At 63.5% G+C, this 21,987-nt stretch carries 19 protein-coding genes; 7 read left to right on the top strand and 12 right to left on the bottom strand.

Annotated elements, in window-relative coordinates:
• Nucleotides 1-116: 116 nt before the first annotated feature.
• Entirely contained in the window at nucleotides 117-3,089 is a 2,973-nt protein-coding gene (locus tag OKC44_RS04210) for an HD domain-containing phosphohydrolase (RefSeq protein WP_270811237.1), read from the bottom strand.
• Between the two features lie 155 nt (nucleotides 3,090-3,244).
• On the opposite strand from OKC44_RS04210, the gene OKC44_RS04205 reads away from it, so the two are divergent.
• Both OKC44_RS04205 and OKC44_RS04200 read left to right on the top strand, forming a co-directional pair.
• On the top strand, nucleotides 3,245-4,234 hold the full coding sequence (locus OKC44_RS04205) for a luciferase-like monooxygenase (RefSeq protein ID WP_270811235.1): 990 nt from the start codon (nucleotides 3,245-3,247) through the stop codon (nucleotides 4,232-4,234).
• Between the two features lie 223 nt (nucleotides 4,235-4,457).
• Nucleotides 4,458-4,958 (top strand): 2TM domain-containing protein, encoded by a 501-nt coding sequence (locus OKC44_RS04200; protein ID WP_270811233.1) that lies wholly within the window; start codon nucleotides 4,458-4,460, stop codon nucleotides 4,956-4,958.
• A gap of 152 nt (nucleotides 4,959-5,110) precedes the next feature.
• Here OKC44_RS04200 and OKC44_RS04195 read toward each other — a convergent pair whose 3' ends face one another.
• Genes OKC44_RS04195 through lptD form a run of 6 tightly spaced genes read right to left on the bottom strand, consistent with a single transcriptional unit; the run spans nucleotide 5,111 to nucleotide 11,879 of the window.
• On the bottom strand, nucleotides 5,111-5,932 hold the full coding sequence (locus tag OKC44_RS04195) for a symmetrical bis(5'-nucleosyl)-tetraphosphatase (RefSeq protein WP_270811231.1): 822 nt from the start codon (nucleotides 5,930-5,932) through the stop codon (nucleotides 5,111-5,113).
• A 6-nt stretch (nucleotides 5,933-5,938) separates the two neighbouring features.
• Nucleotides 5,939-6,301, bottom strand: coding sequence for a Co2+/Mg2+ efflux protein ApaG (gene apaG / locus OKC44_RS04190; protein WP_211067143.1), 363 nt, complete (start codon nucleotides 6,299-6,301; stop codon nucleotides 5,939-5,941).
• Between the two features lie 4 nt (nucleotides 6,302-6,305).
• Nucleotides 6,306-7,133 (bottom strand): 16S rRNA (adenine(1518)-N(6)/adenine(1519)-N(6))-dimethyltransferase RsmA, encoded by an 828-nt coding sequence (rsmA, locus tag OKC44_RS04185; protein WP_016349619.1) that lies wholly within the window; start codon nucleotides 7,131-7,133, stop codon nucleotides 6,306-6,308.
• Nucleotides 7,123-8,118, bottom strand: a complete 996-nt coding sequence (pdxA, locus tag OKC44_RS04180) for a 4-hydroxythreonine-4-phosphate dehydrogenase PdxA (RefSeq protein WP_146062050.1) — start codon at nucleotides 8,116-8,118, stop codon at nucleotides 7,123-7,125. Before pdxA ends, rsmA begins: the two co-directional genes overlap by 11 nt.
• Nucleotides 8,118-9,416 carry a peptidylprolyl isomerase SurA gene (surA, locus tag OKC44_RS04175; protein ID WP_043168429.1) on the bottom strand — a complete coding sequence of 433 codons (1,299 nt, stop codon included), beginning with the start codon at nucleotides 9,414-9,416 and terminating at the stop codon, nucleotides 8,118-8,120. Before surA ends, pdxA begins: the two co-directional genes overlap by 1 nt.
• A gap of 30 nt (nucleotides 9,417-9,446) precedes the next feature.
• Complete coding sequence (gene lptD / locus OKC44_RS04170) at nucleotides 9,447-11,879, bottom strand: LPS assembly protein LptD (protein WP_045790538.1); 2,433 nt, start codon at nucleotides 11,877-11,879, stop codon at nucleotides 9,447-9,449.
• Nucleotides 11,880-12,053: 174 nt separating this feature from the next.
• Here lptD and OKC44_RS04165 point away from each other — a divergent pair, with 174 nt between their 5' ends.
• Genes OKC44_RS04165 through djlA form a run of 3 tightly spaced genes read left to right on the top strand, consistent with a single transcriptional unit; the run spans nucleotide 12,054 to nucleotide 14,579 of the window.
• Complete coding sequence (locus OKC44_RS04165) at nucleotides 12,054-13,064, top strand: aminoglycoside phosphotransferase family protein (RefSeq protein ID WP_270811228.1); 1,011 nt, start codon at nucleotides 12,054-12,056, stop codon at nucleotides 13,062-13,064.
• A complete protein-coding gene (murU, locus tag OKC44_RS04160; RefSeq protein WP_270811227.1) occupies nucleotides 13,061-13,729 on the top strand; it encodes an N-acetylmuramate alpha-1-phosphate uridylyltransferase MurU in 669 nt (222 codons plus the stop codon). Before OKC44_RS04165 ends, murU begins: the two co-directional genes overlap by 4 nt.
• A 19-nt stretch (nucleotides 13,730-13,748) precedes the next feature.
• A complete protein-coding gene (gene djlA, locus OKC44_RS04155; RefSeq protein ID WP_011704885.1) occupies nucleotides 13,749-14,579 on the top strand; it encodes a co-chaperone DjlA in 831 nt (276 codons plus the stop codon).
• A gap of 77 nt (nucleotides 14,580-14,656) precedes the next feature.
• Here the strand turns inward: djlA and OKC44_RS04150 are convergent, their stop codons facing one another.
• The 3 genes from OKC44_RS04150 to ettA form a co-directional block, all read right to left on the bottom strand.
• Entirely contained in the window at nucleotides 14,657-16,000 is a 1,344-nt protein-coding gene (locus OKC44_RS04150) for an NCS2 family permease (protein ID WP_005304142.1), read from the bottom strand.
• Between the two features lie 264 nt (nucleotides 16,001-16,264).
• Complete coding sequence (locus OKC44_RS04145) at nucleotides 16,265-16,597, bottom strand: hypothetical protein (RefSeq protein ID WP_017410319.1); 333 nt, start codon at nucleotides 16,595-16,597, stop codon at nucleotides 16,265-16,267.
• Nucleotides 16,598-16,760: 163 nt separating this feature from the next.
• Complete coding sequence (ettA, locus tag OKC44_RS04140) at nucleotides 16,761-18,428, bottom strand: energy-dependent translational throttle protein EttA (RefSeq protein WP_016349627.1); 1,668 nt, start codon at nucleotides 18,426-18,428, stop codon at nucleotides 16,761-16,763.
• Nucleotides 18,429-18,668: 240 nt separating this feature from the next.
• Between ettA and OKC44_RS04135 the strand changes: the two genes are divergently transcribed.
• Entirely contained in the window at nucleotides 18,669-19,244 is a 576-nt protein-coding gene (locus OKC44_RS04135; protein ID WP_270811224.1) for a Crp/Fnr family transcriptional regulator, read from the top strand.
• 57 nt (nucleotides 19,245-19,301) lie between these two features.
• A complete protein-coding gene (locus OKC44_RS04130; protein WP_211067193.1) occupies nucleotides 19,302-19,811 on the top strand; it encodes a YgjV family protein in 510 nt (169 codons plus the stop codon).
• 90 nt (nucleotides 19,812-19,901) lie between these two features.
• Here OKC44_RS04130 and OKC44_RS04125 read toward each other — a convergent pair whose 3' ends face one another.
• On the bottom strand, nucleotides 19,902-20,738 hold the full coding sequence (locus tag OKC44_RS04125; RefSeq protein WP_203091477.1) for a phosphorylase family protein: 837 nt from the start codon (nucleotides 20,736-20,738) through the stop codon (nucleotides 19,902-19,904).
• A 108-nt stretch (nucleotides 20,739-20,846) separates the two neighbouring features.
• Nucleotides 20,847-21,701 carry a lytic transglycosylase domain-containing protein gene (locus OKC44_RS04120; RefSeq protein ID WP_203091476.1) on the bottom strand — a complete coding sequence of 285 codons (855 nt, stop codon included), beginning with the start codon at nucleotides 21,699-21,701 and terminating at the stop codon, nucleotides 20,847-20,849.
• Between the last annotated feature and the right edge of the window lie 286 nt (nucleotides 21,702-21,987).

Here is a 21,987-nt window from a genome sequence, read left to right as displayed (position 1 = left end):
GTGGTGTGACAAAGAGTGAGGGGGAGTCTATTGCTCCCCCTTCGCTATAGGGGCACCGTTATAACCAGCCGGGGGCGCTCAGGCCAGCCCGCAAATGTAAGAAAATATGACCCGCCCTAGGCCAGTGCGGCCAGCAGGGCGGTTTCATCCACCGGATCCAGCTGCTCGGGGGCGAGGAAGCGCTCGGCATAGTCGTGCCAGATGCCGCTGCTGACAAACAGGGCAAACAGGGCGGGATCGATGTGCTGCTCGCGCACCATGCTCTGCATGATGGCCAGCGACTGGGAGACCGTCTTGCCCGATTTGTAGGGGCGATCGCTGGCGGTCAGCGCCTCGAAGATGTCGGCGATGGCCATGATGCGGGCGGGGATGCTCATCTGGCTGCCCAGCAGCTGGCGCGGATAGCCCTTGCCGTCCATCCGCTCGTGGTGGCCGCCGGCAATCTCGGGCACGCTGCGCAGATGGCGGGGGAAGGGGAGGCGTTCGAGCATGCGGATGGTCTGGATGATGTGCTCGTTGATCTTGTAGCGCTCCTCCTCGGTGAGGGTGCCGCGGCCGATGGCGAGGTTGTAGCGCTCGCCACGGTTGTAGAGGTGAGTGGGCACTCGCACCTTGAAGCCCCAAGGGTTGCGCTCGTCCAGCTGATCGTGAACGGGGCGGGGGATGAGGTGGGCGGCCTTGTCCGCCAGCAGGGGTTCGACGCAGGGCAGCGGCGCGGCCGGTTCGTTCTGGCGCAGCTTGAGCTCCTCCCGGCTGATGCCGAGTCGATCGTCCAGGGTGCGCAGCCAGGTGCGGCTGGCGATGGCATCCAGCCTGGCCAGCTTCTCCGGCGCCATCCACTCACCGCCCAGGTTGCACTCGGCGACGAAGGTGAACTCCTGATCCAGGGTGCTCCAGAGCGGGGCCACCTCGCTCCTGGCCGCTTCCCGTTCGGACGCCGGCAGGCGGGCCGCCAGCGCCTCGATGTAGCCGTCGCGCTTGAGCACCTCGAAGCGGGTGCGGATCTCGTGGATCCGGTCGTAGAGGGTCTCCAGCTTGGTGGCCTTGTCCACCACGAACTCGGGGGTGGTCACCTTGCCACAGTCGTGCAGCCAGCTGGCGATATGGATGGCTTCCCACTCCTCCTCGTTGAGCCGAAACTCGGCGAACGGTCCCTGCTGCTGGGCGCAGGCGGCCTCGGTCAGCATCCGGGTCAGCTCCGGCACCCGCTGGCAGTGGCCGCCGGTGTAGGGGCTCTTGGCGTCGATGGCGCCAGCCATCAGCTCGATAAAGGATTCCAGCAGCTGTTTCTGCTCTTCCAGCAGGCGCTGGTTCTCGATGGCGGAGGCCGAGGTGCCCGCCAGCGCTTCGATCAGGCTGATGCGCGAGGCCAGCTCGCGGGCCGGGCAGTCAGGCAGGATCAGCAGCAGGCAGCCGCTCAGCTCCTGGCGGTGGTTGCGCAGCGGCTCGGCCACCAGCTGGCAGGGGCCGGGGAAGGGCCCCCAGTCGGCCAGATACTGCTGCCAGCCACTCTGGTCGATGGCGAGGCTGAGCCGCTCGCCCCGGGTCAGCTCGCCAAACAGGACCTGCTGCCAGCGGATCTGTCCGGCCGGCAGCGGCGCTTGGCGCCACAGCGCCTGTACCGCCACCATGCCCCGCTCCTGGGCCAGATAGAGACAACCCCCTTCGGCCTGCACCGCGGCGATGGTCTCGTGCAGGATGCGGCTGAGCAGGGAGTCGAAGCGGTGTTCGGCCGCCAGTGCCCGCCCCATGTTCATGAAGTTGCCGAGGGTCAGCCGCATGCCCGACATGGTGCGGGCCAGATCGTCGATCTCGCGGATGGCCGACTCGGGGACCCGGCTCTCGCCAAAATCGAAGTGCTGGATCCGCTCCGCCTCCTTGGTGAGCGCCAGCAGGGGGGTGGCGGTGCGCCGCGAGACCAGCCAGATCACCGGCAGCAGCAGCAGCAGGCCCGCCAGAGCCCAACCCAGGTTGACCAGGGCTTCGTCCCGGGCCTGCTGATAGAGCAGGTCGGCCGAGACCAGCAGGGCGATGTGGAAGGGGGAGTCGGTCCCGAGGGGGGCGAGGTTGACCAGCCAGTCACTGCCATCGGCGGCGGTCAGGTTGAGCTCCGCCGGCTCGCTCAGCAGGGTGGGCTGGCTGATGATCCGCTGCTGCAGATCCGGCAGGGCCGGGTGGGGCAGGGTCGCCAGCATGGGCAGCTGGCTCAGCTGCTCGAAGCTGGGCAGGTGTCTGGGGTCGGCGGCCAGCAGGGTGGCGTACTCATCGAACAGGATCACCTGGCTCTGGGCGGGCAGCTGCAGCTTGCCGATCAGGGCCGACAGCCCCTCGACGCTGGTGTCGAGCCCGATCACGGCGCGCCGGTCGTCGCTCTCCACCGCCAGCGTCATGCCCGGCTCCTTGGTGGTGAAGAAGAGATAGGGGCTGGTGGTGGCGATCCCCGCGCGCCAGCGGGCCTGCTTGTACCAGTCGCGGCTGCGGGGATCGTAGCGGTAGTTCGGCATGGCACGGCGTTCGAGCAGGGTCAGCCGTTGATCGAAATAGAGAAATTCCCCCTTGCCCTGGCTGAGGCTCTGCACCAGCAGGGTACTGGCGGTCGGTACGCTCCCCAGCTGGGCTCTGGCCCGCTCGGTCAGCTTGCGCACCAGAAAGAAGTCGCCATCTTCGTAGCCGGCGTAGACGGCCCCATAGCTGGGGCTGTTGGCCAGCACCTCCGCCAGTTGTGGCAGGTAGGCCAGGCGTTCGGTCAGTGTGGTCATGGCGGCCAGCTGGCCGCTGCGCAACAGGCTGAGCGACATGCGGGCCGGCCGCTCGTTCAGTTGCAGGGCGAGGGCCAGCTGCTGGCGGTACTGCAGGAAGTTCTGTCGCTCGTGCTCCAGTCCCTGGCGCGCCCCTTGCTGGAACTGCAAGGCGATGAGGGCGCTGCCGAGCAGGGTGAACAGCAGGATGAAGAGGGTGGCGATATGCACGTAGAAGGGTTTACGACCTGGCCTGGCAGTTGTCATGGACACATCCTTGTCACACGGGCGATTGCAGAGACGATCAGCTTGCAGTGTGCCAACAGGATGACAGAAAACACAATAACCCATTCATGGATATCGGGATGTGGCCGACGGAAACGGCGCCTGCCGGGGCTCTCGGCGCTCGCTCTGGCCAATTTTGCCGGCTGATCAGGTGATTCATTCAGGTATCCCGTGCTACATTGCCCCACTTGTTACTGGTCTGTGAATCAATGGAGTGACCCATGTCTGCCATCCCCTATTCCGTACTCGATCTGGTGCCCGTGGCCGAAGGCTCCCAGCCGGCCGAGTCGTTTCGCCGCTCGCTGGACCTGGCCCGTCATGCCGAACGCCTGGGCTATTGCCGCTACTGGCTGGCCGAGCACCACAACATGCCGGGCATCGCCAGCGCCGCCACCTCGGTGCTGATCGGTCATCTGGCCGGCGGCACCAATACCTTGCGCATCGGGGCGGGCGGCATCATGCTGCCGAACCACTCGCCGCTGGTCATCGCCGAGCAGTTCGGCACCCTGGCTTCGCTCTATCCGGATCGCATCGATCTCGGGCTTGGCCGTGCGCCGGGCACCGATCAGCGCATCATGCGGGCGCTCAGACGCCAGCGCAGCGGCGAGGTGGATGACTTCCCGGCTGATGTGCGCGAGTTGATGGATTACTTTGGCGACGAGGTGGGGGCGGTGCAGGCGGTACCGGGGCAGGGGCTGCACCTGCCCATCTGGCTGCTGGGCTCCAGCCTCTACAGCGCCCAGCTGGCGGCGGCCATGGGGCTGCCGTTCGGCTTTGCTTCCCACTTCGCCCCCGCCATGCTGCTGCAGGCGCTGGAGATCTACCGCGCCCAGTATCGCCCCTCCGCCCGCTGGCCCAAGCCCCATGCGGTGGTCTGCATCAACATGATCGCCGCCGACAGCGAGCGGGAGGCGCGCTTCCAGTTCACCACCCTGCAGCAGCAGTTCCTGCGCCTGCATCGCGGCAACGCAGGCAAACTGCCGGCCCCCGTCATCGAGCTGGGGGAAGAGTGGTCGGAGCGCGAGCTGGTGGCCATGGAGCAGACCCTGGCCCGTTCGCTGGTGGGCAACCCGGACCAGATACGTCACGGCCTAAAGGCGCTGCTGGCGGAAACCCGGGCCGACGAGCTGATGTTCAACGGCCCCATCGTCGATCATCAGGCTCGTCTGCGCTCTTTCGAGATTGCCGCCGAGTTGATGCAGACGCTATAAGCTCGCCTGCCCGATACCAAGGCGCTATCTTGCACAAAGCGCCTCTGTCGCCCTGCTGTCAGGTGATCGAAAGGGGGGAGGGAAGGCTGAGTTTTTGAGCACGCTCTTTTATCTAATGCACTGAATCCAAAGGAAAGTCAGGTTGGTGTCAGGGCGCTGTCGTGGCCCATGGCACCCGCCGGCCCCTATGCTGGCCCCGTCAATCAACCACAAGGAGTTCGAGATGATCGTCAGGAAGTTGAGATTGCAGCGGGGCTGGTCACAGGAGCAGTTGGCCGTCTTTACCGGCCTGAGCGTTCGCACCATTCAGCGGATCGAGCAGGGCCAGCAGCCCGGACTGGAATCCCTCAAGGCCCTGGCCGCCGTCTTTGAGCTCGAAGTGGCGCAACTTGACGGTACAAGCCAACAGGAGCACGAGATGAGAGGGAGTGACACGATGGAACGGGATGAGATACGGGTATCGGTAGAGGAGCGGGCCGCCATGCGTTATGTGGAGGGGCTCAAGGGCTTCTATTACCACATCGCCAGCTACCTGCTGGTGATTTGCGGGCTGTTTGTCATCAACTACCTGAGCAACCCTGGCTATATTTGGGCCTGGTGGCCGGCGCTGGGCTGGGGGCTGGGATTGATCTCCCATGCCATCAACCTGTTCCAGCCCTTCAAGCTGTTCGGTCCCGAGTGGGAGCGGCAGCAGATCGAGAAACGGCTGGGGCGCAAGCTCTAGGGTGAGCGATGCACCATAAAAAACGGGCCCGGCAATGCCGGGCCCGTTTTGTTTTATTGCCTGCCACCTGCTTGGTGTGGTGGGAGAGGGGAGTGACCAGGGCGCCATCTTTATAGTGAGGCACTGATTGCTCAGACGCAGTCCCCTTATCGTCACTTGGCGTAAGTGGGGCAGGGGGTGGCGATCAGGGCATCATCTTCATAGCGCCACAGGGTGAGGCTGTTGCCCCAGACACAGCCGGTGTCGAGCGCCTTGATGTCCTGCTTGCCGGTGTTGCCCATCAGGGCCGCCCAGTGGCCGAACACCAGGATGGGGTCATCCACATGGTGCTCACGCTGCTCGAACCAGGGGCGCAGGCCCGGGGTCGACTCCTTGGGGCCCTTCTTGCATTTGAAGTCGAGCCGGCCATCGAAGTAGCAGAAGCGCATCCGGGTGAAGGTGTTGATGATGTAGCGGTAGCGCTCGATCCCGACCAGATTGTCCTGCCAGCCATCCGGCTGATCGCCATACATGTTGTGCAGCAGCCACTGGTACTGATCGCCGCGCAGCAGGCTCTCCACCTCGCGGGCGCAGTTGCGGGCGGTGCGGGCGTCCCACGCCGGGGAGATGCCGGCATGCACCATCATGATGGGCAGGTCGGGGTGCTCCGCCAGCAGCGGACGGTGGCGCAGCCACTCCAGCAGCTCGTCCCGATCCGGTGCCTCCATCAGCTCCTGCAGCTTGTCCTTCTTCTTGAGCGGGGCGACGCCATCGGCGACCGCCAGCAGGTGCAGATCGTGGTTGCCGAGCACGGTGACGGCCCGGTTGCCCAGCCCCTTGACGAAGCGCAGGGTATTGAGAGAGTCCGGGCCGCGGGCGACCAGATCGCCGCACAGCCAGAGCACGTCATTAGCGGGATCGAACTCGGCCAGATCCAGCAGACGGCGCAAGTCGTCGTAACAGCCCTGGATATCGCCAACAAAACAGTTCGCCATGAAACCTCAGTTGATAATGTGGGGGACGGCCAGCGTAAAGGGCGCGATGGGCGCCTCGAATTGCTGCCCCGACTCGTCTTGCAGGGTATAACTCCCTTCCATCACCCCGAGCGGGGTGGCCAGCGGCACGCCACTTTGATAGCGGAAGGTCTCTCCCTCTGCGATCACCGGCTGCTCGCCGACCACGCCGGGGCCTTCGACTTCCAGTATCTTGCCATTGGCATCGGTGATGAGCCAGCGCCGGTGCAGCAGCTGCGCCGGGCCCGGCCCCAGGTTCTCGATCTCGATGAGATAGTGGAACTGGTAAGGGTCTTTGGAATCCGCCACATAACGGGGGTATGGGCGGATCACGATGTGCGGAGTGGCCACGGGATCAGGCCTGTTGCTGATCCGCCAGCCAGTTGGCGATCATGACGAACTGCTCGAGGGAGAGATTCTCCGGGCGCAGGTTGCCATCGATACCAAGCTCGGTCAGCTGGGCGTCCGTGATGAAGTTGGAGAAGCTGTTGCGAATGGTCTTGCGACGCTGGCCGAAGCCCTCGGTGCAGACCCGGTTCAGGCAACGAATGTCTTTTGCGACGATAGTCGGGTTCTTGTGCGGGATCAGACGCACCACGGCGGAGTCCACCTTCGGTGCCGGCTTGAAGGCGCCAGGACCCACTTCCAGCACAGGCACTACCTGACAGTAGTACTGGGTCATCACGCTCAGCCGGCCATAGGCCTTGCTGCCGGGGCCGGCGGCCAGGCGCAGGACCACTTCCTTTTGCAGCATGAAGTGCATGTCCTCCACCCGGTCGGCGAACTCGCACAGGTGGAAGATGAGCGGGGTGGAGATGTTGTAGGGCAGGTTGCCGAAGATGCGCAGCGGCCCCTTGCCTTCCCCCATCAGGGTGCCGAAGTCGAAGCGCATGGCATCGGCCTCGATGACGGTCAGCTTCTCCTTGAGGGTCGGGTGCTCGCGCAGGCGCGCCGCCAGATCCCGGTCCAGCTCGACCACGGTCATCTTGTCCATCTGGGAGGCGACCGGTTCGGTCAGCGCGGCCAGACCCGGGCCGATCTCCACCAGGTTCTGACCCGGCTGCGGATTGATGGCGGCCACGATCTGATCGATCACGTAGCGATCGTGCAAGAAGTTCTGACCGAAACGCTTACGGGCGGTGTGGCCCATGTGCACCTTGTTGCTCTGCACCTTACTGCTCATATCTTTTTTTCTCTACCATCTTGATGGCGTGGTTGATCGCGGTGATCAGGCTGCCCGAGTCGGCGAGGCCCTTGCCTGCCAGATCCAGTGCGGTGCCGTGATCCACCGAAGTGCGGATGAAAGGAAGTCCAAGGGTGATATTGACCGAACTGCCGAAGCCCTTGTATTTGAGCACGGGCAGCCCCTGGTCGTGGTACATGGCGAGTACCGCATCCGCATCCTTGAGGTATTTGTCCTGGAACAGGGTATCGGCCGGCAACGGGCCGACCAGATCGATCCCCTCCTGGCGAAGGCCTGCCAGGGCGGGTTCGATCACGTCAATCTCTTCACGGCCGAGATGGCCGCCTTCCCCGGCGTGGGGGTTGAGGCCGCAGACGTAAATGCGGGGCTTGGCGATGCCGAATTTGCTCTTGAGATCCGCATCCAGGATGCGGATCACCTTGCCGAGCCGATCCTCGGTGATGGCCATCGCCACATAGGCCAGCGGAATGTGGGTGGTCGCCAGCGCGACCCGCAGTCCCTCGGTTGCCAGCAGCATCACCACGTCGGCGGTGCCCGACTGCTGGGCGAAGAACTCGGTGTGGCCGCTGAACGAGACGCCAGCCTGGTTGATGATCCCCTTGTGCACCGGCCCGGTCACCACGGCGGCAAATTCGCCGCTCATGTTGCCGTCGCAGGCGCGTTGCAGGGTGGCCAGCACGTAGGCACCGTTGCCCTCGTCGAGCATGCCCGGCACCACGGCGGCGCCGAGGGGAACCGGACATACGGTGAGGGTACCGGCCCGCTGCGGGTGGGCAGGCTGGTCGGCATCATAGGGCTGCAGCTCGACGGGCAACCCCAGCAGGGCAGCCCGCTCGCGCAGCAGCGCCGGATCGGCGATCACCACTAGCTGGTGCGGCCAATCCTGCTGGGCAATCTGCAGCACCAGATCCGGACCGATCCCGGCCGGTTCACCCGGGGTGATGGCGAGACGACGACAACTCATCAGCTGCCGGCGCCTTCGATCTGGATGTAGGCCTCGTCACGCAGCTCATCCAGCCAGGCCTGGGACTCTTCGGTGAAGCGACGGTTGTAGATCAGCTGATAGGCGCGCTGCTCCTGGGCCTTGTTGGTGGCATCCTGGCTGCGGCGCTCTTCCAGCTGGACGATGTGCCAGCCGTGGGTGGTGCGGAAGGGTTCGCTGATCTGGCCCGGTTGCAGGCGGTTGACCATGTCGCGGAACTCCGGCACATAGACGTTGGGATCAGACCAGCCCAGTTCGCCACCCTGCACCGCAGAACCCGGATCTTCGGAGTACTTCTCCGCCAGGCTGGCGAAGCTGGCCTTGCCGCTCTTGATGTCGTGCAGGATGCCGTCCAGCATGCCCTTGGCTTTTTCTTCGCTCAGGATGATGGAGGGCTTGATCAGGATGTGGCGGGCGCGCACTTCGGTCTGCACGACCTGCTGCTGGCCCTTGCTGTCGAACACCTTGATGATGTGCAGGCCGGCACCGGAACGCAGCGGGCCGACGATGTCGCCCTTCTTGGTGCCTTGCACGGCCTCGGCCATCAGGGTCGGCATCTCTTGCGGGCTCATCCAGCCCCAGTCACCCCCTTCCAGCGCCTTGGGTCCGCTGCTCTCGGCAATGGCCATCTTGCGGAAGTCGGCGCCCTGCTTGAGGGCGGCCAGGATGCGTTCAATCTTGCTCTTGGCGGCGTTGAGCTGCTCGGCGCTCGGGTTGTCCGGCAGGGCAACCTGGATGTGGCCGACATGGTATTGCTGCTGTTGTTGGCCCTGCTTGGCGAGGATGTCGACCACCTGCTTCACCTCCTGCTCGGAGATGTTGATGCGGCGGCGCACCTGGTTGCGGCGCACCTCGTTCATCAGGATCTCGCGGCGCACCTCTTCCCGATACTGGGCATAGGTCAGCCCTTCACGGGCCAGCTGGGCTCGCAGCTGATCCAGGGTCATCTTGTTGTCGGCGGCGATGCTCTGGATGGCCTGCTCCAGCTGGGTATCGCTGATCTTGAGGCCCTGACGATCCGCCAGTTGCAGTTGCAGGCTCTCCTGGATCAGCCGATCCAGTGCCTGTTTGCGCAGGGTGGCGTCATCGGGCAGGGACTGGCCGCTCTCCTGGGCAGAGGCTTTCACCTTCTGCACCAGGGCTTCCTGCTGGCTGGCCAGCACCACGTCCTTGTTGACCACGGCAAGCACCTTGTCCATCAGTTCGGGGGCGGCGAAGGCACCCTGGCTCATGGCTCCGAACAGGCCTGCAGTCAGCAGGGAAATCAACGTCTTCTTCATATCCATCTCTCAAGGCGTTTGCCAGACCGCTTATTGGTCTCGCAGGTTAAACGGACGAATGTAAGGCAGTGCTTCGGTGTCCAGGGAGGTGCCCTTGGTGCCGGTACCCACGCTACCCAATCCTTTCATTTCAAACTGAATACCGAAACTGCGCTCGGCTGTGGACGTATTGTTCACGTTGTTGGGCGTATTGACCCACTCCAGATTGAAGTTGATGCTCCAGCAGCAGGAGTCGTACTTCAGGCCTACCTTGCGGTCAGACTTCACGCTCTGATTCAGCTCCTGATAGTAACCCCCGTACAGGTGCCACTGATCGTTGAGCGGGGTGGTCAACAGCAGGCCGATCTGGTTGAGGTCGGTAACCTCGTTATTGGTGTTCGGCACAAGGTTGGCATCGCGCACGAAACGATGATTCAGCTGGCTGATCAGCTTCTCGCGGCGATACTCGACGGCGCTGTTGGCAGAGCTGAAGCGGCTCTGGTCCACATCATATTGCGCGCCGGCATGGGCAAACCACTGCTCGTTGATCTTGGCATCCCCCTCGAAGGAGAGCGGGGAGCGGGTATTGGTGGTCAGAGCATCGCTGGGGTAGAGCTTGACCCTGGGCGCAACAAAATCGAAAGCTTGGGCAACGGCCAGCCGAATTCGTTCATCACCAGCGTCATCATATACCCGGCTGGTGACACCGACTGACAGGCGGTTGGAGTCGCTGATGCGATCCAGACCGGCGTAGCGGCGGTCGCTGAACAGGCTGTAGTAGTCCTGGCGCATGCTGGTGGAGTCATAGACGCCTATGTTGTCCTGATCCTTGTAGGGCACATAGAGGTACTGGAACTCCGGCTCCAGGGTCTGGTTGGCATCGCCGCCGAACCAGTTCTGGTTGCGCTCGAAGGTCATGCCGCCCTTGAGGCGGAAAGAGGGCAGGGTGCGGGTGATGATCCCTTCGTCCAGGGTAACCCCATTGGCGCCAGCTGGAGTAAAGCGGCTGACAAAGGTCTGGCTCATGTTGTCCGGCACTTCCTGATCGTAACGGGTGTACATCAGCTTGTACTGGCTGTCGAGGTAGTAGCCGGCCTCGTCAATGAGCGGCATGGTCAGGGTCGGGGCCGTGTAGACCCGGGTACCGGTGTAGGCACTACCCTGATTCTGGGCGATGGCCTGGGCGTTGTTGTAGCCGAACTTGGTGATTTCGGTGTTCCAGGCCAGATCGTACCAGCTGCCTTGCTGGTAATAGTTGTGGTCGATGCGCGGCATCAGCTCGTGGGGCTGCTGGGCGCTGGCCAGCAGGATCTGGTAGGTGCGCACCTCGGTGTTGATGTTCCAGTTGGGCTGGAAGTAACCGGCCATCAGGGATTGCTGCAACTGGTTGTCGACCTGGGTGCCCACCTTGGGGGAGAAGTCGTTGAAGTAGTTGTAATCCCGATCCCGCACCTTGGTGTAGTCCACCGAGACCCTCATCGCATTGTCCATGAACATGGAGGTATGACGGGCGTTCAACAGGTAGCGATGACCATCGGAGAGGTAATCGTTGAGACTCGGCGTCTCGTCGTACTGCTTGTCGTTGGCCAGGTTCTCGAAATAGAGGCTGCCGACGTGGGCCGGATCCGGCATGTAGCGGAACTCGACCTGCTCCATCAGGCCCCGTCTGTCCATGAAACGGGAGGTGATGGTGGCATCGTAGTTGGGCGCTATGTTCCAGTAGAACGGCTGGGTGATATCCATGCCGTTCTTGGAGCTCTGGGTATAACCCGGGTAGAGCAGGCCCGTCTTGCGTTCATCCTTGATGGGGAAGTTGATGTACGGGAAGTAGAACACCGGGTAGTCGTAGAGCCAGAGACTGGCGTTCCAGGCCTCCCCGAACACCTCGGTCTGATCGATGTCGATGCTGCCCGCCTTCAGGGTCCACACTTCCTGACCCGGTGGGCAGGTGGTGTACTGGGCCCCTTCCAGAGTGATGTTCTGGTTGTTGTTGGTCATGGTGACCCGGTCGGCTGAGCCGCGCACCGGCGAGCCATGCACCTGATACTTGCCCTCTTCCAGCTCGGAGTTCTTGGTATCCAGGTTGGATTTCAGGGTCTTGTCGCTGGTGACCGTGATCTGGCCATCGTTGTAGTAGATGTTGCCGATGGCGATGACGTCCCGGCTCTTCTGATCGAGCTCGGCGTAGTCGGAATCGAACTTGCGCACGCCCTGGCGCACCTTGACGTCGCCCTGGTAGACGGCGGTGCCGCCCTGCTTGGCTTCGAGCCGATCGGCATCCACTTCCACGGGTTGGGCGTTGGCGTCCTTGCCGGGCGCCAGCTTCTCAATCTTGGGGACATAGTCATAGCAGAGCCCGTCCAGGATCCCGGTGGCGGGCGGCGGCGTCAGCGGCGCCGCCTGCACGATGGCCGGGGTCAGGGCTGGAACAAGGCTGATGGTCAGGGCTATGGGATAGGAGTATCCCAGTGTCCGTTTTGTCATGTGAAAGACTCGCGCAATCCGTGGTAGCTACGGCTGATTCAAGACATGCATTTTACGACAGGATTCATCGAGTTGACATTGCATGTCATTGCTTTATGTTAGCCGGCAATGATAAAGCATTATTGCGGCCAGGGCTAACAGCCAAGTGCTGCTTTCCAATTTGGTCCCCGACTTATGCACGATCGCGATTCCCTCTTGTTGCACTGGGCGCGCCGGATTTCCGGTGATGCCAGCCTGCAGTTGACCCTCATTTCCGGTGACGCCAGTTTTCGCCGCTACCACCGTGGCGGTGGTCTGATCTGGGTGGATGCCAATCCTAAAACCGAAAAAAATCATGAGTTTGTCCGCAATGCCTCGGCCTTGAACGCCGGTGGCCTGCTGGCTCCCGAGGTGCGGGCGGTGGACTACGAGCAGGGTCTGCTGGCGGTGACGGATCTGGGTGATACCCAGCTTATCGGCTGCCTGAATGCAGACAACGTGCTGGCCTGGTACGGCAAGGCCATCGCGCTGCTGCCGGCCCTGGGGGCGGTTACGCTGGATCTCGAGCCCTTCGATACGGCCTTTATGGCGCGGGAGAACAGCATTTTCCCCGAGTGGCTGCTGGGTCACCATCTGCAACTGACCCTAAGCGACGAAGAGCAGCAGTTGCTGGCTGAGACCTTCGCCTGCCTCACCGAGAACAACCTGGCCCAGCCGCAGGGGGTGATGCACCGGGATTTTCACAGCCGCAACCTGATGGTGTGCGGCGGCGAGACCCCGGCCGACAGCCGGCTGGCGGTGATCGACTTCCAGGACATGGTCATAGGCCCGCTCAGCTATGACCTGGTCTCGCTGCTGAAAGACTGCTACGTGCGCTGGCCGGACACGGTGATCGAGCAGGGCATGCGGCTCGGGTTTGACACCCTGCAGCAGGCCAATCTGCTGGACGAGCTCGATTACGCCGCGTTTCGTCGCGCCGCCGACCTGACCGGCATGCAGCGCCACCTCAAGGCGGCGGGTATCTTCACCCGTCTCTACCACCGCGATGGCAAGTCCGGCTACCTCAAGGACATTCCCCGCACCCTCGGCTATGTGGTGGACGTCTGCCGCAGCCATGGCGCGAGCTACCCGGTGCTGGCCCGCTTCGGCCAGTGGCTGGCGCAGGTGGTGCTGCCCGGGCTGGCCCGCTGCGGAGTGGCGTCATGAAGGCGATGATCCTGGCCGCCGGTCGCGGCGAGCGGATGCGCCCGCTGACCGACAGCCTGCCCAAGCCGCTGCTGGCGGTGGGGGGCAAGCCGCTCATTGTGCACCATATCGACAAGCTTAAGGCTGCCGGTGTGACCGACCTGGTCATCAATCACGCCTGGCTCGGCCACAAGCTGGTGGCCGCTCTCGGCGATGGCCGTCAGTTCGGAGTAGACATTCAATGGTCGGCCGAGGAGAACGCGCTGGAGACCGCCGGCGGCATCGTGCAGGCGCTGCCGCTGCTGGGAGACGAGCCGTTTCTGGTGATCAACGGCGATACCTGGCTCGATCTGGACTATCGCACCCTGGTGAGCCAGCCCCTGGGCACGGATCTGGCCCACCTCTGGCTGGTGCCCAACCCGCCGCAGCATCCGGCGGGGGATTTTGCGCTGCAAGCGGGCAAGGTGGTCGATAGCCCGGCGCTGACCTTCAGCGGAGTCGGGCTCTATGACCCCACCGCCTTTGCCGGACTCACGCCAGGGGCGCGCAAGTTGGCGCCCCTGCTGCGCGACTGGATGGCGCAGGGCCGGGTGGGCGGCAGCCTGCTGGCCGGCGAGTGGCGCGACATCGGCACGGTGGCGCGGCTGCAGGCGCTGGACGATCAGTTGCAAGGACGCACTCATTAATTTCACGAGGTCTTGAACCATGCGTATTTGGGGTAAGGTGCTTGGCGCCTTCTTCGGTTTTCTGCTCGGCAACATCTTCGGTGCCCTGCTGGGCCTCTGGATCGGCCACCGTTTCGACCGTGGCATGGGCTTGAATTTTCGCCGCGCGCCCACCCAGCAGCAACAGGCGGTCTTCTTCCACGCCACCTTCGCCGTCATGGGTCACATCGCCAAGGCGAGCGGCCAGGTGACCGAGCAGGAGATCCGGGTTGCCTCCAACCTGATGGACCGGATGCGGCTGGCAGGTGAGCAGCGGGCTCGCGCCCAGGAGTCGTTCCGTCAGGGCAAGGAGGCGGACTTCCCACTGCGGGAGACCCTGGCCGAGTTTCGCCGTGCCAGCCAGGGTCAGCGCGATATCCTGCGCTTCTTCCTCGAGGTGCAGCTGCAGGCCGCCTTCGCCGATGGCAAGGTCGAGGCCAACGAGCGCGCCATCCTGCACACCATCGCCGACGAGCTGGGCTTCAGCCGCATCGAGCTGGCCCGCATTCTGGCGATGGCCGAGGCGCAGATGAACTTCTTCAACCGGGCGCACGGTGGCCAGTATCAGGATGGCGGGCACGGCGGGCAGCAGTATCGGCAGGAGGCCCCCTCCCGTGATCGACTCAAGGATGCCTACCAGCTGCTGGGGGTGAGCGAGAGCGACAGCGATCAGGAGATCAAGCGCGCCTACCGCAAGGAGATGAGCAAGCATCACCCGGACAAGCTGGCCGCCAAGGGCTTGCCGCCCGAGATGATGGAGATGGCCAAGGAGAAGACCCAGGAGATCCAGCAGGCCTGGGAGTGGATCCGCGAGGCGCGCGGCATTCGCTGAGCGCCCCTTCGTCAGCCATAAAAAAATGCCCGTCGTTGACGGGCATTTTTGTTTGCGCTGTGTTTGTGTGTCGCGGTTTAGTGGCTGTCGACCCAGACGAACTTGAGCACGAACAGCAGGGCCACCACCAGCACGCAGGGGTTGATCTCGCGCCAGCGGCCGGTACCCGCCTTCATCACGCAGTAGGAGATGAAGCCCACGGCGATCCCCTCGGTGATGGAGAAGCTGAACGGCATCATGACCGCGGTCATGAAGGCCGGCACCGCTTCGGTCAGGTCTTCCCACTTCACCCGGGTCAGCTCGGAGCACATCAGCACGCCCACGTAGATGAGGGCGCCGGCTGCAGCGTAGGCAGGCACCATGGCGGCCACCGGAGAGAAGAAGATCGCCAGCAGGAACAGCAGGCCGACCACGATGGCGGTGAGGCCGGTACGGCCGCCGACGGCGACGCCGGAGCTGCTCTCGATGAAAGCGGTGACCGAGGAGGTACCCATGAAGGCGCCGCCTACCGAGCTGGCGCTATCCACCAGCAGGGCCTGCTTCATGCGTGGGAAGTGACCCTTGTCATCGGCCAGCTTGGCGCGGTTGGTGACGCCGATCAGGGTGCCGGAGGAGTCGAACAGGTTGACCAGCATGAAGGAGAAGATGATCCCGGCCAGGCTGATGTCGAGCGAGCCCATCAGATCCAGCTGACCGAACACCGGCTCGATGCTGGGGGGCATGGAGACGAAGCCCTTGAAGGTGACGTCGCCAAACAGCCAGCCCAGGGTGGTGGTCACCACGATGGCGATCAGCACGGCGGAGTGGACACCGCGGGCGGAGAAGATGCAGATCAGGAAGAAGCCGAGCAGCCCCAGCAGGCAGGGCAGGGAGGTCAGGTTGCCCACCGTCACCATGGTAGCGGGGCTGGCGACCACGATGCCGGCGTTGTGCAGGCCGAGCAGGGCGATCAGCAGACCGATGCCGGCGGTGATGCCGACCCGCAGGGTGAGCGGAATGTTGGCGATGAGCCAGTAGCGTACCCGCAGCAGGGTGAGGATCAACAGGCCCATGGCACCCCAGAAGATGGTGCCCATGCCCACTTGCCAGGAGTAGCCCATGCCGGCCACCACCACGAAGGCGAAAAAGGCGTTGAGGCCCATGGCCGGGGCCAGCGCGATGGGCAGGTTGGCGAGCAGGCCCATCAGGATGCTGCCGATGCCGGCGATCAGGCAGGTGGTGACGAACACGGCCTGGGTGTCCATGCCGGCTGCAGAGAGGATCTGCGGGTTGACGAAGACGATGTAGACCATGGTCAGGAAGGTGGTGATGCCGGCGATCACTTCGGTGCGGGCGTTGGTGCCATGGCCCTTCAGGGCAAACAGGCGCTCAAGCAATCCTTGCCCGGCGGCCTGTGCGGGGGCCTGGTGTGGTTGATTCATGTTGGATTCCAATAGGTGACGTGAAATAAGCAGCAGGCGAGGAGCCGGTCCCATCCATGCGGGCGTGACGCCCTGTTTCTGGTGGTTAAACAACCAGACTCGTCCTGATACCGTGACAGCGCGCACATTTTTACACAGGCGGCGCCGTTTACAAACCCCGGATCTGCGAGGGGGATCAATGAATAGAGCAAAAATTCAAACGTTTGCCCTGCCGGAAATAAAAAAGGTTCTCGCTAGAGAACCTTTTGCACGGGCCACGGCCCATCAGAGGGTCTTGAAGTAACGCTCCACCAGTTGGGCCAGCACGGAGTCGAGGGTCTCCTGCACTTCCCCCAGCTCCCGCCCCAGGCGGCGCAGAAACAGGCTGGCCTGCTCTTCGGTCAGCTTGCGGCCGTCGATGAAAAACTCCTGCTCCGGCAACTGCTTGTCATAGCGGGGCAGCAGGGTCCAGTTCACCAGCTCGGGCTCCACGGCGGCGAAGATCTTGGCGGCGGCGGTGCAGAAGGTCTCGATGTGCGCCTTGCCATCCGGCCCGAGGCAGCCGGGCTCGACCCGGATCTGGATGGTCAGTTTCTTCTCTGTGGGCTGGGTCGTCATCTTGCTACATCCATGCATGAGGTATCCGTCTTGGATTGTAAGCGATCGGGCACAAGAAAGGGGAGCCTGGGCTCCCCTTGTGGCATGTGCCGGTTGACTTGGCGATTCGCTTGTCGTGGTGGGAACGGTGCGGCTAATGTAGCAGCCGCACTTGTTTGCCCTGTTACTTGGCGATGCGCTTGTACTTGGCGCGGTGCGGCTGGATGGCCTCGGCGCCGTAGGTCTTCTTCTTCCACTCTTCGTATTCGGTGAAGTTGCCCTCGAAGAAGGCGATCTTGCCCTCGTCCTGGTAGTCCAGGATGTGGGTGGCGATGCGGTCGAGGAACCAGCGGTCGTGGGAGATGACCATGGCGCAACCCGGGAACTCCAGCAGGGCGTTCTCGAGGGCGCGCAGGGTTTCGATGTCCAGATCGTTGGTCGGTTCATCCAAGAGCAGCACGTTGCCGCCGGTCTGCAGCAGCTTGGCCAGGTGCAGACGGCCGCGTTCACCACCGGACAGCTCGCCAACCCGCTTCTGCTGATCGGCGCCCTTGAAGTTGAAGCGGCCGATGTAGGCGCGGCTCGGGAACTCGTAGTTGCCGATGCGCAGGATGTCCTGGCCGTCGGCGACTTCCTCGAACACCGTCTTCTTGTCGTTCATGCTGTCGCGGAACTGGTCCACCGAGGCCAGCACCACGGTCTCACCCAGGGTGATGGAACCGGAGTCCGGCTGCTCCTGACCCGACATCATGCGGAACAGGGTCGATTTACCGGCACCGTTCGGACCGATGATGCCGACGATGGCCCCCTTCGGAATGGAGAAGGAGAGATCGTCGATCAGCTGGCGGTCACCGTAGGACTTGCAGAGGTTGGCCACCTCCACCACCTTGTCGCCGAGGCGCGGTCCGGGCGGAATGAACAGCTCGTTGGTCTCGTTGCGCTTCTGGTAGTCGTTGGTGTTGAGCTCTTCGAAGCGAGCCATACGGGCCTTGGATTTGGCCTGACGGCCTTTCGGGTTTTGGCGAACCCACTCCAGCTCTTTCTCGATGGACTTGCGACGAGCCGCTTCCGTGCTGGCTTCCTGCGCCAGACGGGCGTCTTTCTGCTCCAGCCAGGAGGAGTAGTTGCCCTCCCACGGGATACCTTCGCCGCGGTCCAGCTCCAGGATCCAGCCGGCCACGTTGTCGAGGAAGTAACGGTCGTGGGTGATGGCCACGACGGTACCCTCGTAGTCGTGCAGGAAGCGCTCCAGCCAGGCCACGGATTCCGCATCCAGGTGGTTGGTCGGTTCGTCCAGCAGCAGCATGTCCGGCTTTTCCAGCAGCAGGCGGCACAGCGCCACCCGGCGGCGCTCACCACCGGAGAGGTGCTTGATCTGGGCATCCCAGGCCGGCAGGCGCAGGGCGTCGGCCGCGCGCTCCAGCTGGTTTTCCATGTTGTGGCCGCCCTGGGCCTGGATGATGGCTTCCAGCTCGCCCTGTTCACGGGCCAGCTTGTCAAAGTCGGCATCCGGGTCGGCGTAGGCCGCATAGACCTCGTCCAGCCGGGCCATGGCGCGTTTCACCTCGCCGACGGCCTCTTCGACCGCTTCGCGCACGGTCTGCTCCGGATCCAGCTTCGGCTCCTGCGGCAGGTAGCCGATCTTGATGCCGGGCTGCGGACGGGCTTCCCCTTCGATCTCGGTATCGATGCCTGCCATGATGCGTAGCAGGGTCGATTTACCGGCGCCGTTCAGACCCAACACGCCGATCTTGGCGCCCGGGAAGAAGGAGAGGGAGATGTTCTTGAGAATATGACGCTTGGGCGGCACTACCTTGCCGACCCTGTTCATGGTGTAAATAAATTGAGCCATTGGCTAATTCTCTTCCTTTTCAGCAGGTTAATGTCTTGGCACTAACAGACTGATGTCGTGGTGGGGCCAGGTCGACGCGGGTCAACCGGGTTCCAAAAAACCCGTCGATTGTAAACCAATGGGCGAGGGGGGGCAAAGGTGGCACCCGGTCGGCTATTCCCTTTGCCGGGGCCATCACAGCCTGCTGCAACGGGCCGCCAAACTTGGCATGATGAAGGCCCAGTTTGACCCGGAGTTTGCATGACCAGCCTGCCTTCAGCCCCGCCTCTGGCGGCCACCCTCGCCACCATGGGGCTGGCACCCGCCATCGGTGAGCCGCTTGCCGGTCGCTTGCCTCGTTTGATCTTGCAGCCGGGCCAGCCGCTGCTGGCTCAGGGGGCGATGCAGGAGTCGGCCTTCTACATCGAGCGGGGTATCGCCCGCGCCTGTCACTACGCCCGGGACGGGCAGGAGCGCTGCAAGGAGTTCTACTTCGAAGGGGAGCTCTGCCTGCTCTACGACAGCTGGCTCACGGGGTCTCCCGCCCGCTACCAGCTGGAGGCCGTCACGGCGCTGCAGTTGGTGCGGGTGCCGCTCGCCCTGCTGGACGAGCCCGCCTGGCAGCCGGTCTGCATGGCCCTGCTGCGCCAGCAGCTGTGCTACAAGGAGCGCAAGGAGGCCTTCTTGCTGCTCCACTCCCCCGAAGAGCGCTACCGGGAGCTTTGTCGCACCTTCCCCCACTGGCCGGCGCGGCTCACCCAGGTACAGCTCGCCAACTACATCGGCATCAGCCCGGTCACCCTGTCGCGGATCCGCCGGCGCATTAACACGGGTTAATGCCGCGCCGCGCCCATTCCCGCCATGCTGGGCCCCTCGAACAAGCCTGGAGTGGGGATGATGTCGCTGTTTTTGTGGTCACAACTGGTGGTGAGTCTGGCGCTGCTGCTGGATCTGCTGTCGTTTCAGCTGCGGACGCGCCGGGCCATTCTGGCCTGCCTGGCCCTCTCCTGCGCCCTCAATGGCGCCCATTTCGCGCTGCTGGGGCAAGCATCGGCCGCCCTGCTACTCTGGCTGGCGAGCCTGCGCTTCGTGGTCAGCATGCTGGCCATGCGTCGCCTCTTGATGTGGCTCTTTATGGGGTTGTCCTGCCTAGCGGTGCTCGCCACCTATCAGGGGCCGCTCGCTCTGCTGGGGTTGCTGGCCAGTCTGCTGCAGACCCGGGCTGCGTTTTGTCCGGATGATCGCCTGCTGCGGCGCTGGATGTCGCTGGGTACCCTCTGCTGGCTGGCCAACAACCTGCTGGTGGGGTCGCCCGTGGCGGCGCTGATGGAGGGGCTGTTTCTGGTCAGCAATCTGGTGGGCTACTACCGCCACTATGGGCGCAGGGCGTGTCCGGGGCGTTGATATCGGCTGCGGGCGAGAGCGTGGGCCAAGTCCCGTCTGATAGGGATTACAAAGCAGAGAGACCGCCATCGTGGCGGCCTCTTTGGCTTATCAGGCTTTGTTGAAGCCGTTGATGAGCGCCTTTGCATAATCGATGACGAACTGCTGGCAGTGGATGGCGGTCTGCGGATCGAACTCCTCACCGTGCAGATCGGTGTTGGAGAGCACCCGGATACCGACGAAGGGCACCTTGTAGGCCTCTGCTACTAGCGCGGCGGAGGAGGTTTCCATCTCTTCTGCGGCGGTCTGGTAGATCTGGTGCAGCCAGTTGATGCGGGCGACCTGGCGGTTCCACTCGTCGGCGGTGCCTATGATGCCGGGGACCACCCGACCGTGACGATAACGGTCGGCCATGCCGAGGGCGCGGCCGACCAGCTCGGGATCGCCGGCAAAGGCGGTGTGTTCCACCAGCTTGCCGTTGTCGCGCAGGCGCATGGTGACCTCGAAGTTGTGCCATTTGCTCGGGTCGACGCCCTGCTCGGCGGGCGTCAGGTCACTGCGGTAGGCCCCCATGTTGAAGCTCTTGGTGCCGATGACGATGTCACCCCGGTGCAGCGCCGGATCGTGGCCGCCCGCCGTGCCCTGATTGATGACGAGGCGCGGCTGGAAGCGCTCCATGGCGAGGGTGGTGGCCGCGGCGGCATTGGCCAGTCCCACCTCGGTGCGGGAGACGACCACCGGATAACCCGAGAGGGTGCCCTGCCAGTAGGTCCAGGAACCGACGGTCAGCTCCTGCTTGTCCTTGAGGGCTGCCACCAGGGTCTCGACTTCGACATCCATCGCCCCCTGGATCAGGATGGGGGCGGGGGCCGGATTGGCCGCCACGACGGCAGAGGAGAAGAGGGCAAACAGGGTAAGCAGGCGCGAGCAGCGTTTGATGAAATTCATGGATTACCTGTAGAACGTGCGAGAAAGCGCCGGATCCTACCGAAAGGCAAACGATTGCGCAAATGCGGGTGTGATTTTTGTCAATAGCGGGCCGGCAGAAGCCCGGGCTCAGGGCTGCTTGTGGCCGGCGAAGTAGAGCACCCGCCGCACATATTGCTGGGTCTCCTGATAGGGGGGGATGCCGCCATACTGCTCCACCGATTTTTCGCCGGCGTTGTAGGCCGCCGACATCAGGGTCCAGTTGCCGTCGAAATGGGTGTGCAGCCACTTGAGATAGGCCACGCCGCCCTTGATGTTCTGCTCCGGATCGAAAGGGCGGGTCACCCCGAAGCGCTGCTGGGTCTCTGGAATGAGCTGCATCAGCCCCTGGGCATTCTTGGGTGAGACGGCACGGCTGTCGAGGTTGGATTCGGCGATGGCGATGGCCAGCACCAGCCGCTCGTCGATGCGGTGGCGCTTGGCGGCGTGGCGCAGCATGTTGGCCAGCTTCTGCTTGGCGGGTGACTGGCGGGCCAGATAGGCCTCCAGATTGAAGGGGGTGGTGGGAATGGCGGCGAAGTAGCCGCCGGATCCACCGACGCCGCTGCCGCACTGATCCCCCATCACGGCATTGCCGATCCGGCTGTTGTAGTAACGGGCGGCCTGCTGGTTGCCAAGGCGGATCGCCATGGCCAGGTAGGCGTTGGCCATGCGGGGGTTGCGAACCGAGCCCGGGCCGGTGGCGAGCAGGCGGCCGATGCGAAAGTAACCTTCCGGGTTACCCGTGGTGGCGGCGGCGCAGTAGAAGTGGATGGCCTGGGTCAGATTGCCCTGACTCTGTGCCTGCTGACCTTTCTTCAGTGCGCTGAGCGCCTTGGGTGCCTGTCTGAAATCCCTGCTTTGCGCCGCTGCCTGCCCGGTGCCGGCCAGCAACAGCGATAAAAAAAGCAGCAAAAACAGCCTGTTTTCGCTGGAACTCGACATGGATTCTCTCCTGTTGGGGTACAGAAGATATAGGGGAACATGGCCTGTTCTGCCATTAATCCAGTGGATCCTGTTGTTATGGATCCGGGTATCCAGAGATCAAAACGGTATGGAACCAATGACGGAGGCTGATGCGGCAGGGGTTGGCGACGGCTCATGGCGGTCGCCGCCAGCAAAGGGGTTGCTAGATAAGCTGCCCCTGGCCAGGCTCGGCACCATCGGCACCATCGGCACCATCGGCACCATCGGCACCATCGGCACCATCGGCACCATCGGCACCATCGGC

Source organism: Aeromonas sp. S41-2 (genome assembly GCF_027705845.1).
GTDB lineage: Bacteria > Pseudomonadota > Gammaproteobacteria > Enterobacterales > Aeromonadaceae > Aeromonas > Aeromonas hydrophila.
This window is presented reverse-complemented; position numbering and strand designations above follow the sequence as displayed.